22 protein-coding genes are annotated in these 16,675 nt (G+C 42.7%); 10 read left to right on the plus strand and 12 right to left on the minus strand.

The window, feature by feature from the left end:
• Nucleotides 1-4: 4 nt before the first annotated feature.
• The 4 genes from NIT04_RS01055 to NIT04_RS01070 form a co-directional block, all read right to left on the minus strand.
• Nucleotides 5-1,231, minus strand: a complete 1,227-nt coding sequence (locus tag NIT04_RS01055; RefSeq protein WP_252501760.1) for a translocation protein TolB — start codon at nt 1,229-1,231, stop codon at nt 5-7.
• Between the two features lie 117 nt (nt 1,232-1,348).
• Complete coding sequence (locus tag NIT04_RS01060) at nt 1,349-2,056, minus strand: hypothetical protein (RefSeq protein WP_252501761.1); 708 nt, start codon at nt 2,054-2,056, stop codon at nt 1,349-1,351.
• Nucleotides 2,057-2,125: 69 nt separating this feature from the next.
• Nucleotides 2,126-2,341 (minus strand): hypothetical protein, encoded by a 216-nt coding sequence (locus NIT04_RS01065; RefSeq protein ID WP_252501762.1) that lies wholly within the window; start codon nt 2,339-2,341, stop codon nt 2,126-2,128.
• Between the two features lie 63 nt (nt 2,342-2,404).
• Complete coding sequence (locus NIT04_RS01070) at nt 2,405-3,154, minus strand: class I SAM-dependent methyltransferase (RefSeq protein WP_371922512.1); 750 nt, start codon at nt 3,152-3,154, stop codon at nt 2,405-2,407.
• Between the two features lie 113 nt (nt 3,155-3,267).
• On the opposite strand from NIT04_RS01070, the gene NIT04_RS01075 reads away from it, so the two are divergent.
• The gene (locus tag NIT04_RS01075; protein WP_252501764.1) at nt 3,268-3,777 is read left to right on the plus strand and encodes a GNAT family N-acetyltransferase; all 510 of its coding nucleotides are present in this window, start codon (nt 3,268-3,270) and stop codon (nt 3,775-3,777) included.
• Here the strand turns inward: NIT04_RS01075 and NIT04_RS01080 are convergent.
• A complete protein-coding gene (locus NIT04_RS01080; protein ID WP_252501765.1) occupies nt 3,768-3,974 on the minus strand; it encodes a hypothetical protein in 207 nt (68 codons plus the stop codon). The two genes, NIT04_RS01075 and NIT04_RS01080, sit on opposite strands and share 10 nt — an antisense overlap.
• A 132-nt stretch (nt 3,975-4,106) precedes the next feature.
• Here NIT04_RS01080 and NIT04_RS01085 point away from each other — a divergent pair, with 132 nt between their 5' ends.
• The 5 genes from NIT04_RS01085 to NIT04_RS01105 are packed head-to-tail and all read left to right on the plus strand — an operon-like array spanning nt 4,107 to nt 7,624.
• Nucleotides 4,107-4,640 carry a DinB family protein gene (locus NIT04_RS01085; RefSeq protein WP_252501766.1) on the plus strand — a complete coding sequence of 178 codons (534 nt, stop codon included), beginning with the start codon at nt 4,107-4,109 and terminating at the stop codon, nt 4,638-4,640.
• Nucleotides 4,641-4,700: 60 nt separating this feature from the next.
• Nucleotides 4,701-5,234 carry a GrpB family protein gene (locus tag NIT04_RS01090; RefSeq protein ID WP_252501767.1) on the plus strand — a complete coding sequence of 178 codons (534 nt, stop codon included), beginning with the start codon at nt 4,701-4,703 and terminating at the stop codon, nt 5,232-5,234.
• Nucleotides 5,234-6,541 carry an acyl-CoA thioesterase/bile acid-CoA:amino acid N-acyltransferase family protein gene (locus NIT04_RS01095; RefSeq protein ID WP_252501769.1) on the plus strand — a complete coding sequence of 436 codons (1,308 nt, stop codon included), beginning with the start codon at nt 5,234-5,236 and terminating at the stop codon, nt 6,539-6,541. Before NIT04_RS01090 ends, NIT04_RS01095 begins: the two co-directional genes overlap by 1 nt.
• Nucleotides 6,538-7,053 carry an HAD-IIIA family hydrolase gene (locus tag NIT04_RS01100; protein WP_252501770.1) on the plus strand — a complete coding sequence of 172 codons (516 nt, stop codon included), beginning with the start codon at nt 6,538-6,540 and terminating at the stop codon, nt 7,051-7,053. Before NIT04_RS01095 ends, NIT04_RS01100 begins: the two co-directional genes overlap by 4 nt.
• 25 nt (nt 7,054-7,078) lie before the next feature.
• Nucleotides 7,079-7,624, plus strand: a complete 546-nt coding sequence (locus NIT04_RS01105) for a hypothetical protein (protein WP_252501771.1) — start codon at nt 7,079-7,081, stop codon at nt 7,622-7,624.
• 56 nt (nt 7,625-7,680) lie between these two features.
• Here the strand turns inward: NIT04_RS01105 and NIT04_RS01110 are convergent, their stop codons facing one another.
• From NIT04_RS01110 to NIT04_RS01125, 4 genes are all read right to left on the minus strand, one after another.
• A complete protein-coding gene (locus tag NIT04_RS01110) occupies nt 7,681-7,857 on the minus strand; it encodes a hypothetical protein (RefSeq protein WP_251626771.1) in 177 nt (58 codons plus the stop codon).
• 40 nt (nt 7,858-7,897) lie between these two features.
• Complete coding sequence (locus NIT04_RS01115; protein ID WP_252501772.1) at nt 7,898-8,377, minus strand: SRPBCC family protein; 480 nt, start codon at nt 8,375-8,377, stop codon at nt 7,898-7,900.
• Nucleotides 8,364-8,957 (minus strand): uracil-DNA glycosylase, encoded by a 594-nt coding sequence (locus NIT04_RS01120; protein ID WP_252501773.1) that lies wholly within the window; start codon nt 8,955-8,957, stop codon nt 8,364-8,366. The genes NIT04_RS01115 and NIT04_RS01120 overlap by 14 nt, the downstream gene beginning before the upstream one ends.
• A gap of 212 nt (nt 8,958-9,169) precedes the next feature.
• Nucleotides 9,170-9,787, minus strand: a complete 618-nt coding sequence (locus NIT04_RS01125) for a hypothetical protein (protein ID WP_252501774.1) — start codon at nt 9,785-9,787, stop codon at nt 9,170-9,172.
• Nucleotides 9,788-10,064: 277 nt separating this feature from the next.
• On the opposite strand from NIT04_RS01125, the gene NIT04_RS01130 reads away from it, so the two are divergent.
• The 4 genes from NIT04_RS01130 (at nt 10,065) to NIT04_RS01145 (ending at nt 13,676) form a co-directional block, all read left to right on the plus strand.
• Nucleotides 10,065-10,850 (plus strand): nucleotidyltransferase domain-containing protein, encoded by a 786-nt coding sequence (locus NIT04_RS01130; RefSeq protein ID WP_252501775.1) that lies wholly within the window; start codon nt 10,065-10,067, stop codon nt 10,848-10,850.
• The gene (locus NIT04_RS01135) at nt 10,847-11,203 is read left to right on the plus strand and encodes a VOC family protein (protein ID WP_252501776.1); all 357 of its coding nucleotides are present in this window, start codon (nt 10,847-10,849) and stop codon (nt 11,201-11,203) included. Before NIT04_RS01130 ends, NIT04_RS01135 begins: the two co-directional genes overlap by 4 nt.
• 144 nt (nt 11,204-11,347) lie before the next feature.
• Complete coding sequence (locus tag NIT04_RS01140) at nt 11,348-12,256, plus strand: nuclease-related domain-containing protein (protein WP_252501777.1); 909 nt, start codon at nt 11,348-11,350, stop codon at nt 12,254-12,256.
• A gap of 56 nt (nt 12,257-12,312) precedes the next feature.
• Nucleotides 12,313-13,676 (plus strand): IS3 family transposase gene (locus NIT04_RS01145; RefSeq protein ID WP_252501778.1). Its coding sequence is split into 2 segments (ribosomal slippage): nt 12,313-12,772 and nt 12,772-13,676, totalling 1,365 coding nucleotides; the frame shifts between segments, so codons are not numbered across the junction.
• Nucleotides 13,677-13,900: 224 nt separating this feature from the next.
• Here the strand turns inward: NIT04_RS01145 and NIT04_RS01150 are convergent.
• From NIT04_RS01150 to NIT04_RS01160, 3 genes are read right to left on the minus strand one after another with little or no spacing between them, the layout of a single operon-like run.
• A complete protein-coding gene (locus NIT04_RS01150; protein ID WP_252501779.1) occupies nt 13,901-14,791 on the minus strand; it encodes a glycine betaine ABC transporter substrate-binding protein in 891 nt (296 codons plus the stop codon).
• A complete protein-coding gene (locus NIT04_RS01155) occupies nt 14,788-15,447 on the minus strand; it encodes an ABC transporter permease (protein ID WP_252501780.1) in 660 nt (219 codons plus the stop codon). Before NIT04_RS01155 ends, NIT04_RS01150 begins: the two co-directional genes overlap by 4 nt.
• Nucleotides 15,444-16,583, minus strand: a complete 1,140-nt coding sequence (locus NIT04_RS01160; protein ID WP_252501781.1) for a betaine/proline/choline family ABC transporter ATP-binding protein — start codon at nt 16,581-16,583, stop codon at nt 15,444-15,446. The genes NIT04_RS01155 and NIT04_RS01160 overlap by 4 nt, the downstream gene beginning before the upstream one ends.
• Nucleotides 16,584-16,675: the final 92 nt, after the last annotated feature.

Genomic DNA, 16,675 nt, shown 5'->3' on the forward strand with positions numbered 1-16,675 from the left:
AACGTTAAGGGTTTTCCTTTGGAATAAAAAATGTTGGAGGATAATCCACATTTTCAAGCCATATCTGCTCTTGTCCGTCTAACGTATTTTTCACCCACACATCACCCGTAGCTTGCCCAGCTGTCCTTCGAAACCAAGTAAGGTAAGGTCCGACAACTTGAGGGTTTTCGTCAAGTTCATTCGTCCCTGGAAATGTGATTTGTTTTTGCTCTCCCGTTCTTATGTTTATGGAGTAAAGTGATGTGAACATCGTCGGGACAGGTCCTTCTTTCCACTCTTTATTCTCTATCGCACGCGCCACAATTACCATGTCTTTTGAGTACCATTCCAAATCAAGGTCTACAAATCCATTAGGTGTATATTCTTTTTGCTCTTTAAGTATCGGGATTTCGGTAATCGTCGTTTTCTTGTTTTCAACAAAAAATCTTCCCTCGCCGGATATATAGGCTAGTTCATTTGCGGAAGGAGCCCACTTAAACCAATCTTTAAATCGTAACATTTTCCCAACTACTTGAAATTGTTTTCCTCTCGATGATAAAACACTCAATGTATTACTGTCCATGGCAAAAGAAGCGGTAGGAATCACTAAAAAACTAACCCATTTCCCGTCAGAACTCCACTTAAAATAGTTGGCATTAATCCCGAATAAATCATGCATTTCAGTTTGAATCGTATAAAAAGGTTTCATTTTATCTTTATCAAGATTCGCATCTACCGGAATTCTAAAAAGTGGGATAGGGCCCCAACCAGTTGGGAGTAAGTTGGAGGATGCGGAAACAATAAATTCTTTGCCATTCGGAAACCATTCAAAGCCGCTAACGCCTAACGAAACATTTTCAAATCCATACGGTCGGCCATTCTTCATTTTTGTCACATTTAATAGACCATGATCCGTGTAAGCAATCTGATTTTTATCCGGAGCCCATTTAAAGTCCGACGTGACGGAATTTACATAGTGCTGGTAACTTTCCTTTTCCTTTGTGTCGTAAATGAATAAATCCGATTTCTCCCCCTTTTCATCGCCGTCAATATAGCCGATGAAGTGCCCGTCATAGGACCACTTAGGACCATAAACATAACGGTCCTTTGTAAGTTGTATTTCTTGCCCATCCTTTTTCATCCATAACTGATGATCACGGATAAATGCAGCTGTTAACGGGGCTTCTGCACTTGCGATTGACGAAAAGTGAAAACAGACGAGAGTGAGTAGTAATAAAATGCGTATTTTCAACGTCAACCCCTCCTTAAAGATTTAAGTCTTATTTTGCCCACATCGGTAACAGCTATCCTTAATCAAAAAAAGCGCGAATCCATGGTGTGGATATGCGCCCGTTATTTAAAGCTATGATTAGTTTCTGCCAATAAACATTTGAATCTCATCAGATATGATTGATGTATCCCATGGATTCCAAAAATAAGTGTCTCCATCGAACTGCAAATAATATTTATAGGCGATTGGCTCATCAGTATAAAAAAACATTTCATAAAAAAGAGGATCCACGCTTGCATTGTTCGGCCGGAAATTGGGATTTTCTTCACTATCTACTAATAATTGAAGGAAGCCTTTGATATCTTCGCTCTTAGTCAATTCAAAAATCAATTGATTGCCTGCTGGGGGATCAGTTTGGTAAACCTCGATCCTCTCGACTTTTTCCAAAGGCATATCTCTAAAATGCCATTGGTATTTAATATCATCTCTAGAAAAGTAAACCCTGTATCCATTTACGGAATGAGTATCCTTGACGGCTATTAAATGCGGATGATCCTTTATTTGAAAAATCTCAGTTCCCTTCTCATGGAAGGCAGCATCACCGTCTCTGATTTTATAACTTGGATTTTTCACATTGTCAGCCACTTTAAATTTAACCGTGCCAACCTTTTCTCCAATAAAACTTTCGTCGGCTAAAACTCCGGAATGGATTCCGTTGTATTCTTTTCCGTCTAAATGAATAAAATCAACCCAATCAATTACAACCTGACCACCAAAAGCTGATAGCCGGCAACCCGATAATAATAGCAAAATCAAAATGAAAGTTAGCATACTCCTTTTCTTCATTGACATCGCTCCCTTTATCCATAAGACGGAAATTCAGGCATTTCGTTACGACCAAATTTGTTTTTCTCATCACTCCGATTTGTTATGTAATAAATTTTCCACTTTCTTTTCTAATTCTTCAATTCTTGATTCCTGTTTAATGAACAGTGTAATAAACACTGCCAGTACGAATGAGAAGACAGTAACAATGCCCCAAATGTTATCTAGAAAAAGGCCGCCAAAGAAAAGCATTGCTGCATAACAAATAACTAGACAAGCCAAAAATATACCTATAAATTCTCTCATCTTGAATCACTCCATAGCCTTTTTTTAAAAATCGGGCGCTACTTCTTATTACAGCTGAGGCGATTACCCTTTCTTTCGACTCTTCATAATCAACGTAGTCGGCATCATCTTCGCTTTCTCATACGAATACCATCGATTCGCATGTCTTTCCCGATCCTCTTCCGTCAATGAAACATCCTCGACGACCTTTTCGATTTCGAATCCACATTCAATTAGTGTATTAATATATGTACTCACTTTATACTGCTGCATGATCGCGGGCGCGTGCCAAGCTTCGTGGTCATAAGCGCCTTCTTCGTGATAGGATTTATTGAAATGAAGTTCTTCTCCGACCCAGCTTGCCCGGCTGTGCAGTGGATGCTCCCAGCTGAAAACGAAAATGCCGCCCGGTTTCAAATAGTCATTGATATTTTTGAGTGTTTGGCGCAAATTGGTCGTCCAACCTAACGCAAAGATGGAATAGACAATATCAAAATATGCTAGAGGCAGCCCCGGGTTTTCCTCCATTGGCGATTCGAATAAATGAACAGGTGCGTTGCAGCCCTTCAGCAACTCCTTTGCCGTTTCAATCTGTGTTTTTGAAAGGTCCATTCCCCATAGTTCCGCAGCACCCCGAGAGTCCATATATTGCAAAGAATGTCCGCTTCCGCAGCCAATATCCAATACCTTCAGGCCAGCCACATCGCCAAGTAAATTCAAATCCTCTTCCCGAGGAGCAAGCGGTCCGTATTCAGGCAGTGGATTCCGCCCGAAAAACCGTGGCGCTACCTCATCCCAACTTTTTTTATTCAATAATAATGATTCATTTCCCATGTCCATCCCTCCATGGGAATATACATTCGACATTTAATCTTCATCTCCTTTATTTAAAATGAAGGAATTCACAATCAATAAAGAGAATTAAGTGAATGGGGAGGGGAGATAGGGTGAATACATATGAGATCCGAAAGGCAACCGAGCAGGAAGCTCCGATTATTATCGCCTTATTAAAAGAAGTCGCTGCTTGTCTGAAAAAGAATGGCATTAACCAATGGGGGTACCTATTGGAAGGTGGAGAGGATGAGGAGATAAGGCAAGCGATAAAAGATAGCGCCACTTATGTCGCCTGTCAGGACGATGAAGTCGTTGGTACTTTTACGCTTTACTCAAAGCAAAGTGAGTGGGATCAGCATGTTTGGGGGCAGGAAGAAAATTCGGAGGTTCTTTATCTTCATCGGTTGGCAGTGCGCCCTGAATATATGAAAAAGGGGATTGGAAGAGACATTTTGAGTTGGATAGATGAAAACATATATAAAACGATCAGGCTTGATTGCGTTGCGCATAACCTTAAGTTATGTACGTACTATGAAGAGAATGGTTTTTCACTCTTCGGAACGACGGCGGATGGGCATTGTAAATTTCGGAGATTGGAAAAGAAGCAAAGGAATCAGCCTTGAGCTAATTTTTTCTTTCTTTTATGAAATAGAAACCAAGCAATAAAAATTGCCCATGACCCTATAGATTGGGATAAAGAAATATAAGTTCTAGGGATATCAGTTAAAAATATGAGAAGCGTCGCAAGAATGAAAGAAAGCACCATGATGATTACCCAGGCACGAACTACAGGATTCTTAAAGCTTAATTCAAACTCCATGTCCATCCTCCTCGCTTTAATTATGCGATTATTATAACAATAGATGGAGTATTAAACAAGAAAGGCGTGGGAGTACTGGAGGCGATTGTTAGTACTAGCAACAGTGAAGACTAAACAGAGGAGGAAATCATAATGGAAAATCAAGGCTTATTTTTAATTGACCAAAAAGATGGTCTAAGCTTGGAGTTTAGCAAGCTGGCATCCATGATGGAATATACGAGGGTGACAACGTTGGTGGAAGTGAGAGGTTTAACAGTTGACCAATTGGATTTTCTCATTAACGACGAGGCCAACTCCATCGGCATGTTGCTCGCCCATATGGTGTCAATTGAAAGAGCATATCAAATCGAGACATTTGAAAAGCGTGATTTTACGGAAGAGGATATCCAAATGCTGAACCCTGCAATAGAACTTGGCAAGGCAGCACGCGAACAAATTAAAGGAAATCCAATTGAATACTACCTTGAAGAACTGGAACAAACGAGGATAAAGACAATCGATACATTCGGGACATTGCCCGATTCATGGCTATTCGAACAAGCCCCGTATTGGGGAGGGCAGCCAATGAATAATTACTTCAAATGGTTTCATGTGTTTGAGGATGAATTGAATCACCGCGGGCAAATTCGGGTGATTAAAAAATTGATGGGCACTTCGGAGAAATAAGTACGAGACAATTGAGGGACTAACAATAGGGCAGACATAAGTAGATGGAAGGAGGGTGCAATGCGAAAAGTAGAAGTGATGCCTTTTTCCGAAAGATGGAGTCTTGCTTACCAAAAGGAAGCAGCGGTATTGCAGGAGATGTTTGGGGCCGAAATAATTGAAATTCACCATATCGGTAGCACTTCTGTACAAGGATTATCTGCAAAACCGATAATCGACATCATGCCTGTCGTGAAAGATATTTTGCGAATCAAGCAGTACAACGTAAGTATGGCGGAAATCGGGTATGAGGCGAAGGGCGAGAATGGTATTGCGGGGCGTTGCTATTTTCAAAAAGGTGGGAACGAGCGAACGCATCATGTTCATATTTACGAGAAAGGTTCTCCGGAAATCGATCGCCATCTTGCATTCCGGGATTATTTACGGGCATATCCGAAAATGGCAAAGCGTTATGGGGATTTGAAAGAAAGGTTAGCTCAGCAATATCCTTATGATATTGAATCGTACATAAAAGGGAAGGAACAACTTGCTTTGCAGATTGAACGGGAAGCAGTCGTATGGCATAGGGAAGTGATGGGAAAGGGGATAGATTAATGAAAGGGCAGCCTCGATTGTTGATTGATATGGGATTGCCATTGATTGACCGGTCAGTTGGAATTCGGGTGATAGGGCTAAGCAACGGGCAGAAGGTGACGGTGAGATTCCAACGAAAATCCTTTTGGGGAAAAACAATATATTATATGGAATCTCATGGGTCATATTTGGCGGATGAAGAAGGTATCGTTGATCTTCAGCAAGCTGCTCCTATTGAGGGAACTTATGAAGGCGTAGATGGAATGGGCCTATTTTGGTCTATGCAAGTTCAACGTACAGAGGAAAACTCTGAGGAGGCATTTAATAAACTGCAGCTTCAATCCCTTACGATTTTGCTCGAATGTGATGGAAAGGTTGTCGACACGAAAGTCATTACTCGCAAGTGGATCGCTGATGACATAATGAGGACGCCGGTGAATGAAAAAGGAGTAGTGGGAACATTTTTTCATACTAGAAATTCCATTCCTAGACCTACGATCATCGTTGTCGGTGGATCTGAAGGTGGAATCTATGAATTTCCTGCTTCCTTATTGGCATCCCATGGGTTCAACGTACTTGCCTTAGGATATTGGGGGCAAGAGCCTCTTCCGAAACAACTCGTTGAAATACCACTAGAGTATATAGAAGGGGCTATTCGTTGGCTTCAGTCCCGACCGGATGTCGAAAAAGGATGGCTAGGGATACATGGAACGTCTAAAGGTGGAGAACTTGCATTATTAGCCGCTGCTCACTTTGAAGACATAAAAGCCGTCGTCTCGTTAAGTGGCTCACCTGTCGTATTTTGCGGCATTGCTCCATGGACAGACCAAAAAGAATTGCCTCCTTCATGGACGTACAATGGTAAAGCAATCCCCTATGCCCGTCCGGACAGTTCCGTTGAGATATCGAATAGATGTCTTGCAATGCGGAAAGCGGGGGAGAATCCGCTTCGAATTTGGTATGACTATCTTTCTTCTGATCCTCAAATAACGGAACAGGCGACCATTCCAGTTGAAAAGATAAATGGTTCGGTATTATTGATATCCGGAACGGATGATGCTTGTTTTGATTCTGTTCAATTGAATGAAATGGCAATGGAGAGGCTCCGGCGGTCTAAATTTGAGTATGAATACAATCATTTAGTATATAAAGGGGCGGGACATGAGATGGGCATCCCTTTCATTCCTGTAGCTGCCAATCAATTTACCGGCGGAACTAAATATGATACAGCTCAAGCGAGTAGGGATTCATGGCAACAGACGATTGGTTTCTTTTGGAGGAGTGTTTCTGAGCATATTGTAAATTATGAACAGGAGAGCGACTGTTGAAGATAGCATTTTTCGATAGGGATGGAACGATTATTAAAGACTATCCTGATGAAAATTGGTCCGCCATTACCCAACCGGAGTTTCTTCCCGGTGCCATTGAAACGTTGCAACAAGTTATGCAAAAAGGATTCAAAATCATTATTATCACCAATCAATATTTGATTAATGAAGGCTATATTTCTTTAGAGCAATATGAAGAGATAAATAGAGAAATGTTGGAAGTATTGACTAGACATGACGTAGACATTTTAGACGTTTTCTACTGTCCGCATGGGCGGCGGGAAGGCTGCGATTGTTGCAAACCTCAAACGGGAATGATTCGGCAGGCGATTGATAAGTACCCTGCAATCGATTTAAATGAGTCCTTCATAATAGGCGACTCGCTTGTGGATATGGAATTAGCTATTCGAATTGATATAGTCGGTTTTGGAATTAACGTAGAGGTACCTGTCGAAGCTAAAGACATTTATAGAATCGAAGAGGTTATTGGAGTATTGCAGTTCATAAATTGATATTTCAAGAACGGGAATGTTGAATATGAAAATCTTCATAATGGGGATTGTTGCAAGCGGGAAAACGACATATGCAAAAGAATTGTCGAAGCAAATGGACTTGCCATTCGTTGAATTGGATGCGGTTGTTTATTGCAACAAGAACGGTGTCCGGGTGAAGCGGCCACCCGATGAACAAATGCAAGTCATTCACCAAATGGATGCCGCAGGAAGTTGGATTGCGGAAGGGGTATACCGCCCGTCTTATCACCTCCTATTGGACTTGGCTGACATCATCATTTGGCTGGATCCGCCTTTATGGAAACGGAAATTACGGATTTTGAGCAGGCATGTGAAGCAAGTAGTTGGAATAGAAGTATGTGCGTATGAACCGGATTTTCAAATGTTGCGGAACATGTATAAATGGACGAAGCAGTTTGAAGGGAAGCGGGGAGAGTTGGATGGGATCCTTCGACCTTATTTGGATAAGTTGATAATTGTTAGGGATGATCCGGCGAGTAATCAGTCGCTCTCTGACGCTATTTGTGACCTAAAAGAGCAAGGCGGCCTGATTACTAAAAGTTACAGATGAACAACGAATCAGGTATAGCCATGTCTGAATTTAATCAAAGACATGGCTATTTTCACTCAGCCTTTGTATTTATCTCGCTCTGCTGTCTCTCGATGATTTGGTGTCATCTTCTCATGATTCGGTTGAAGATTGCCGAGCTCAGCCAATTCCATTGAAATTTCTTCTTTTACTTCTCTGCGATTTCCCGGTGTCTTCGGATTGGAATATAAATTGCTATGCGCACCTTGTTTCATTATGAAAACCTCCCAAATTGTATTTGCATACTTACTATGGTCAACTTAACCTGTTTTGATGTGCTGCAATTTCCGCTTCAGCGGCCCTTTTTACCTTTTCGGCATGACTTGCGATAAAGCGTATCATATACTTTTCCAAAAACAATCGATCCGCTGCTTTCCCTACAATGCCAAAAGGGGATTGATAGGAAAAGGTGTCTTTCATGATCGTTCCCGTATCGCTTTGAAAGAATTCGTGCTTGTGTGTAAAGGATTGAAAGGCTCCTTGGACCATGGCATCGGTGAAATGATATGGTCTTACCATTTCAATAATTCGAGATGTTAATGTTTGTTTTATTCCTAAATGAGTCGATTGCCAAGTGACGGAATCGCCATATTCCATCAAACCGGCTGTAACCCCGCCGATGGCTATTTGTTTCGTCAGCATCGTTTTCCCTTCGTGCACTTCTACCGTTCTCGCAATATCGAAACAGATTTGGATAGGGGCATTGATGGATATTTCATGTTCAATGGTCGGCATGTTTATCGCTCTTTTCGAACTTCGACTTCACTAGCCTCATATCTTCTAAGAAGTATTTATATAAATTCGGCCTGCGTCTGACGGCAAGTGGGTGGTAGGCGACGGTGGTAGGATATCCCTTAACGTCATGCCAGCTTCCACGCAAACTCTTTACATCTACTTCGGAGTTTTGGAAGAAGGATTGGACGGCTACATTTCCTAAACATACAATGACGGATGGTTGTTGTAACTGTATTTGTTCATCCAAATGTCGGTGCATGCAGATTTGGCGGGTCGATTCTTTGTCATACGCACGAACTGGCCGTCTTTTTAAAACGTAAGTGACATAGATATGTTCTTTATTCAAACCAACTTCATGAACGGCTTGCTGCAAAGTTTGCCGTGTGCCGCATACGATCGAGTTTCCTTCACGATCTTCACGCGCCCCTGGATTATCGAGAATCACCATGATCGGTGCCTTTGGATTTCCTTCTCCCCACACCATCCGTGTTCCTTGCCGATAAAGTCCACAATCCTCGCAATGAATCTGGCTTGCAGGCGTCGGATCTTCCGGCCAACTTTCTGGGCGAAATGACGTCACTTTTATCACCCTCCTAGCAGAATAGAATACCCTTTAGTGGATGAATCATGCAGGGTCATCCAATTTAAAATGATTTAAGGAACAGCTTTTACAGTAAATAAACAGCCACCGAGTCGATTAAGAAGGTGGCTGTTTTATATTTTGATTAAATAAGAAATTCAATTACTCATCCCGGAGATTGAAGTCACTGGAGAAAATAGACTTTGGAATACTTAATCTATGATTTTTTCAACTTTTATAATCGTGTTTGCTGCATCTAAATAAGTGAAACGATACTTCTCTCCTTTATATATTAGAAAATCCTCAAAATAGAGTGTCATTTCACCTTTATCGGTGTCAATTAGTACAATATTAGAACGAAAAGATCCTTTATGTCCACGAGATCCTCTATAAATATCCAAAACTAATACGTCTTCGACTTGCCACTCGCCATTCTCATAATCCTTCATACTCTGGATAGACTTTTTAGCTTCAGTTCCACCGAAAATTAATAAAGATATAGTAATAATTAAGGTGAATAGCCCACCACATGCAAATTTGATGACCGATGATTTTTTGATCCTCTGAGGATTATAAACAGTAATCAAAAAGACGTGATACAGAATAAATATAAAGAATGTCAAACCAGCAGCAAACAAAAAGGACGTTCCAATAAAGTGATAGACGAACGCTTTATAAAGATCCGTCCCGAACCTATTAAACGTCATAAAACTGCCACCTATTATAACCAAAACCATAATGACCATTAGAAAGAGAATAATGATTCGTAGTCGTTTTTTATTCTGTTTTTCATTCTGTTCATTATCTAACTTTAAGGATTTCTTCCTCATAAACATCAACCTCTCGTTCGCCTATCGCATTTAGGTATGGTCTATTGCCAATAAACCTTTACCTATTTTCATTGTGAATACGAATGAAAGCGGTATAAAGTTTCAATTGGAGAAGAATTACTACTTAAGGGGTACTTAGTTGGGCTACTCTTTTTTATTTGTGTGTAATGAAGGAGAACCAGCATAGGATGGAGAAGGATATGGGAACCAGCTGGGCAGCGTTAAAGAGTTCGAGAATGCTAATGAAGGGCTGCTGTACAAGTAAGGGGGGAAGATCATGTTACCGCAGGAGTTGGCTGTTGAAAAAATTACTGCCAGTTTGGAGAAGGACCCGCTTGTGCAGGCAGTTTTTCTGAAAGGGTCAATGGGAAGAGGAGAGCATGACGAGCATTCAGACGTCGATCTGTATTGCTTAGTGAACGAGGAGGATAAGAAGGAATTCCTCGCGAACCGGGTGGAGCATTTACGGGCGTATCGGGATATTATTTTAATGGACGATATTTTCATTGTCGCCCCTCAGATCATTGCGGTGTTTGACGATCTGTTGCATATCGATTTATTTACGGTGACGAAGGAATCGTTTGTTGAAGGCGACCATTTCAAGGTGCTTTATGATCCTTATCGTTTGATGAATGAATTTGTGGAGACGCAAGGATTGACGCTTTCGGAGAATGAATATCGGGATAATGTCCTGGACGTAGGGTGGTTTTTATACCAGTACTCACAGTCAGCGGCCAGGGGGAATGACATTTGGTCGGTGAGGATGCTGACGAACGTCGTGCATCATTTGGGGAGGGTGCTCTTGTTTCGATATGCACCGGAACGCGCAAAGCTGGGGTTGAAGACGATTGAGCTTTCATTGCCTGAGTCAGTTGTAGCGGAATTGACTGAAATACTGGAGTTCATCACGCCTGGAAAGCATGAACAGGCAGCTGTTTTGATTAGCCGATTGCTAGATCGCGAGTATGAGTGGATCCGGTTGCAGTGGAACGAAGAAAGTCAGCAGATGCGGTTTTTGTGGAGGATGATTAATAAATATGAAAGGCAGGGGGAAGAGGTATGACGCAAGTTTGCGTGATTAGCATTCATGTGCCGAATATGAAGGAGGCCATCCAATTTTATACGGAAGTATTGGGGTTTGAAGTGAACAAAGAGTATGGACCGAAAATTATAACGCTTGTCCACGGAGAGCTGCCCATCGTTTTGGAGGAGTCGGAGCATGCGGCACGCAATGCAAGTTCTTCTGGAGTTGTACTCACGTTGAAGAGTGACGACATCCACCAATCTCTTGAAGTGCTCAAAGAACACGATGTGGAATTGATTATCGCGGAACCCGCAGACTGCCCGCCAGGAAAATATATTAGTTTTAAGGATCCGTTCGGGAATGTGTGGGAGTATTTGCAGTTCATTGAATAGTAGTCAGTATTATTAGTTTTCTCATTGGTGAATATGATAAACTATGAGCAAGCGGAATAAAAAATAGAGGAGATGAGATGATTCATTAATAAAGAAAGACAAGCGCCACTTTTGCTGGAAGGGCTGGAGGCGGCGATAAGGAGATTGCCGAGTCAACATGAAGCGATTCCTTCTTTGCGCTCGAAGCAAGCGACGGTCCAAGCAGGATTTGGCGGCGAGCAGGAATTGGACAAAGTGTTAGAGGGCTATGCTTTTTCAATGAAGCATGGCATTTTTAACGATCTATCGCTAGCCTCCAGTACATATTTTCAAGTGGACACGCTCTTCATCACCCCGTCGTATGCGGTTTTGTTCGAAGTGAAGAATATTGCGGGCGAACTGACGGTGACACAAAATCCGCCTCAAATGATCCGCGTGCTCGATTCAGGCCAAGTGAGCGGGTTCAAAAGCCCAATCGCCCAGCTGGAGAGCAACTGTGAACTGTTTCAAGACTGGCTCTATAGCCGAAACATCTCATTGCCGGTATACGGCGCCGTCGTCCTCGCGTATGCAAGGCAACGCATCGAAGTATTCGACACGAATACCCCTATTCTTTTTCCAAGTGCGGTCCCCACATTCATCCGCAAACTCCCAACAACCTCCCCATTGTTGGATGACGAAACTTTCGCCGACCTACTATCGCAGCTAAGCAGCTCCCATCGCGACTTTATTCCTTCTCCTATTTGTGAAACTTATTCGATTCCACGCAATGACATACGGACAGGTGTGATTTGTCCGGGATGTGGGTTTATTGGCATGGAAAAATATATGGGCGGGTGGCGTTGTTTAGCTTGCGGCGGAACAAGCCGGGATGCGCATAAGAAGGCCATTCGTGACTGGTTTCTATTGTTTGGCGGTGGAATGAGGAATAAAGATTGTCGGGAGTTTTTAAGAGTTGATAAACAGCAGACTGCACATCGGCTATTGGCTTCTATGGATTTAGAGGTGGTGGGGGCTAAGAGAAACAGGTCTTATTACATGAGTTTTCATATGGAACGCAAAAAGCGCACATGAATGAACTGCCCCCCAATTGTTGGACACATTCTAACAATTGGAGGTGCAGTTTTACTATGGCAAAATATACGCTTGAATATAAACTAGCTGCTGTTAATCGGTATTTGGAAGGCGGAGAAAGTTATATTTCAATTGAAAGGTCAATTAGAACACCTGTAAGCGTAGTGATGAACTGGGTAAAGCAATATCAAGCTCATGGGATAGATGGTTTAATAAAGAAAAGCTACACAAATTACTCCTTACAGTTTAAACTGGATGTACTTAATTACATGAGTGATAATGGGACGTCACCAAATGAAACAGCTGTGATTTTCAACATTTCCTCTCCAGCAACGATAAGAGCTTGGAGGATCCTTTTTGAAAAAGGTGGAATAGACGCCCTCACTTCTAAGAAAAAGGGGCGTCCATCCATGAAAAAAGAATCCCAAGAGAAACGAAATAACGAGTCTCCAAAAGATGATACTGTCGCATCTTTACATGCCGAAGTGGCACAATTACGTATGGAGAATGAGTATCTAAAAAAGTTGAATGCCTTAGTTCAGAACAAGGGAAAATCACCAAACAAGATAAAGCGAAAGTAATCTATGAACTAAGGCTAAAATTCCCGGTTAAAGCACTTATAAAGTTGGCTGGTATACCCCGCAGCACCTATTATTACTGGATTGATCAATTCAATCGTCCTGACAAGGATGCGGAGTTAAAGGAAATGATACAGTCAATATATCATGAACACAAAGGCCGTTACGGCTATCGTCGTATCAAGGACGAATTAGAAAACAAAGGATATAATGTGAATCATAAAAAAGTGCAGCGATTAATGAAGGAATTAGGTTTGAAATGTGTTGTCCGTATGAAGAAATATCGTTCATATAAAGGGCAGGTTGGGAAGATAGCACCAAATGTGTTAGATCGTGATTTCAATTCCGATAAGCCAAATCAAAAATGGGTAACAGATATTACAGAGTTTAAGTTATTCAGTGAGAAGCTCTATCTATCTCCTATTCTTGATTTATTTAATGGTGAAATCATCACATACACTCTGGGTTCCAGGCCAACTTACTCACTGGTATCAGATATGTTAGAGAAGTCTTTTGAGCGATTGACGGATGAGGATGAACTGATTCTTCATTCAGACCAGGGATGGCATTACCAAATGAAACAGTATCGCCATGCCTTGAAAAAAAACGGAATAACACAGAGTATGTCCCGTAAGGGAAACTGTTATGACAACGCTGTGATTGAGAACTTCTTCGGGATCTTGAAGTCTGAATTTCTTTATTTAAATGAATTTGAAAGTGTTGATCATTTTAAAAAAGAACTTGAAGAATATATGAATTACTATAATGACAAGCGTATCAAGTCTAAATTAAAAGGCAAGAGCCCTGTACAATACCGGACTCTTGCCCAACGCGCAGCTTAAATAAATACACTGTCCAACTTTTTGGGGTCACTTCAGAACTGTGCGCTTTTTGATGGTAACAAGCCAAGTCGGTGATAAAGTGCCGAGAGTCGGTGATAACACGGCGAGAGTCGGTGATAAAGTGCTGGAAGTCGGTGATAAACTAGTTCAAGTCGGTGATAACACGTTGAGAGTCGGTGATAAAGTTCGTCCGAGCGGTGATAACCGCTCCCAGGCACACCCCATCACTCCGCCTCGATCAACCCACTCTCCACCAAAAACTCCTCTGCAACCCTTTCAACCATCATGCCGTCGTTGTCGACTTTGGCGTTCATCTTTTGCATCGCCTCTTCGTCGATCATACCTTCGAGCTGCTTCAGAACCGCTTCGATTTCAGGATACTCCTTCAACGTTTCTTTCCGCACGAGCGGGAGCGCATGATACGGAGGGAAGTAGGATTTGTCGTCTTCCAACACACGCAAGTCGAATTCCTGCAATTGGCCGTCTGTCGTGTAGGAGTTGATGACGTCAACTTCGCCGGCGTTAATCGAACGGTACATGATGCCGTGGTCCATGCCTCGGACGTTCTTGAATTTCAACCCGTATTCCTTCTGGAAGCCGGGCAGTCCGTCGGGGCGGTCGATGAATTCGAAGACCGCGCCTAATGTAAAGTCTTCCGAATATGCAGCGAAGTCACTGAATGTGACGACCCCAAGTTCTTCCGCTTTTGATTCATCCAACGCGAGGGTGTACGTGTTGTTGAAGCCGAATGTGTTGAAAGCGATGATGCCGTCTTCACCGACGAGTCGTCTTGTCATTTCCAACGTCTCTTCGGCGTTACCTGGCTCTTCGTGGTAATAGTTGACGACAATTGTCCCTGTATAATCAGGAACGACGTCAATATTGCCGTTCAGCATCGCGTTCCACACGACGTTCGAGCCGCCGAGGTTTTCTTTATAGATGACTTTGATGTCTGTTTTATTCTCAATCAACTGTCCCATGACGTGCGACAAGATGATGCTTTCCGTATTGTTCCGTGAACCGAGCGTCAATGAGTCCTCTTCAATGAAGATACAGCCGGAAAGCATGCTTGCGACAATTGCAATGAGCAGCAATGAAATAAACTTCTTCCTCATTCAGCCTTCAATCCTTTCGGTGTCGTCCAGCGCTCAACCGAGCCGAAGAACACTTCGAGAATGATGGCAAGCAATGCTGCAGGGATTGCGCCAAGAAGAATCAATCCATCGATTCCGCGCGTAATTCCGAGGAAAATGAAATCTCCAAGTCCGCCTGCGCCAATGAATGCGGCGAGGGTAGCGTTTCCGACGTTAATGACAGCAGCTGTCCGAATTCCGGCCATGATGACGGGAATCGCGAGTGGCAGCTCCACTTTAAAAAGAATTTGTGCACTTGTCATGCCCATTCCTTTAGCAGCTTCCCGCGTAGCAGGGTCGACGTCGATGATTCCTGCATATGTGTTTCGGGCAATCGGCAACAACGAATAAAGGAATAGAGCAGCGATCGCAGTTTTTACGCCGATTCCGAAAATAGGAATCATGAAGCCGAGCAAGGCAAGGCTTGGAATCGTCTGCATGACGCCTGCGCCGCCGAGTACGAGTGTCGTCAGTTTTGGAACACGCGTGACGAGGATTCCGAGTGAAACGCCGAGAATGATGGCGATCAACATCGAGAAGAACACGAGTTGGATATGGACGGATGTCGCTTCAAGAACTTCTCTCCAGCGCATCTGTGATTGTTCGGTCAATTGTTGCCAGATTGATAAATTATTCATATGGCAACCACCTCCGCTACCGTTTCCGTCCACTGGCTGGACAATGCAGATAGCAACGAACCGCGTGTTACGAGACCGACGACCTTATGTTTTTCATCCACGATAGGAATCAAGCCGAACGGTGATTCATCCATCATGATGATGGCGTCTTTTGCGGAAGCTGTGTCTTGTAAGAAGTGTCCGACAGGCTGCATAAGTTCTTCAATGGTGCGGATGTTGTTTACACTTTTGATGACATCATAGGCGGACACGATGCCTAACAAAGATTTTGAATCATCCACGATGATGAGATCCGTAATTTTCCTCTGACGGATAAGGGAGATTGCCTTTTCAGGAGAACTTTGAGGAAGAGACGTGACGACCGATTCGGACATAATGTCGAGCACCGGCATCAGTTCAGGGTTTTGAATAATTCGATGCTTGCCAATGAACTCCTCGACAAAACCGTGGGCAGGTTCATGAAGTAATTTTTCTGGAGTGTCCAACTGAAGTAGCTTGCCGTCTTTCATAATTGCGATGCGGTCACCCATTTTGAGTGCTTCATCCATGTCATGAGTAACAAAAATGATTGTCTTATTCAGTTTTTTTTGTAATGAAATGAGTTCGCCCTGCAATTGCTCTCTTGTAATCGGATCCAATGCGCTGAACGGTTCATCCATCAAAATGATTTCGGGATCGGATGCTAGTGCGCGAGCGATTCCGACGCGCTGCTGTTGCCCCCCGGAAAGTTCTTTCGGATAGCGGTTTGCGTAGATTTTTGGATCCAGCCCAACCATTTCAAGCAGTTCGTTTACGCGGGGTTTGATTTTATCCGCGCTCCACCCGTTTAACTCGGGAACGATGGAGATGTTTTTTTCAATCGTATAGTGGGGGAATAAACCGATCTGTTGAATCACATAACCGATACCTCTTCGAAGGTCGGAAGCGACATATGATTTGTTATCCTTTCCATTAATCGAAATCTTCCCGCTTGTATGCGGTTCCATCCGATTAATCATTTTCATCGTAGTTGATTTACCTGAACCACTCGGACCGATGAGAACGAGCAGCTCGCCTTTCGGAATCTCAAAGCTGACAGAATCAACAGCCTTGAACCCGTCTTCATACACCTTGCTAACGTTTTCAAACTTTAACATACGTACCTCCTATGTTTTTTTACAAAACTGTATGCCGTTGAATCTGGGATGAAAATATAAAACAACGGCTAAAAAAAACAAGACATTTTTAT

Origin of the sequence: Sporosarcina sp. Marseille-Q4943 (genome assembly GCF_943736995.1) — a bacterium.
Taxonomy (GTDB): domain Bacteria; phylum Bacillota; class Bacilli; order Bacillales_A; family Planococcaceae; genus Sporosarcina.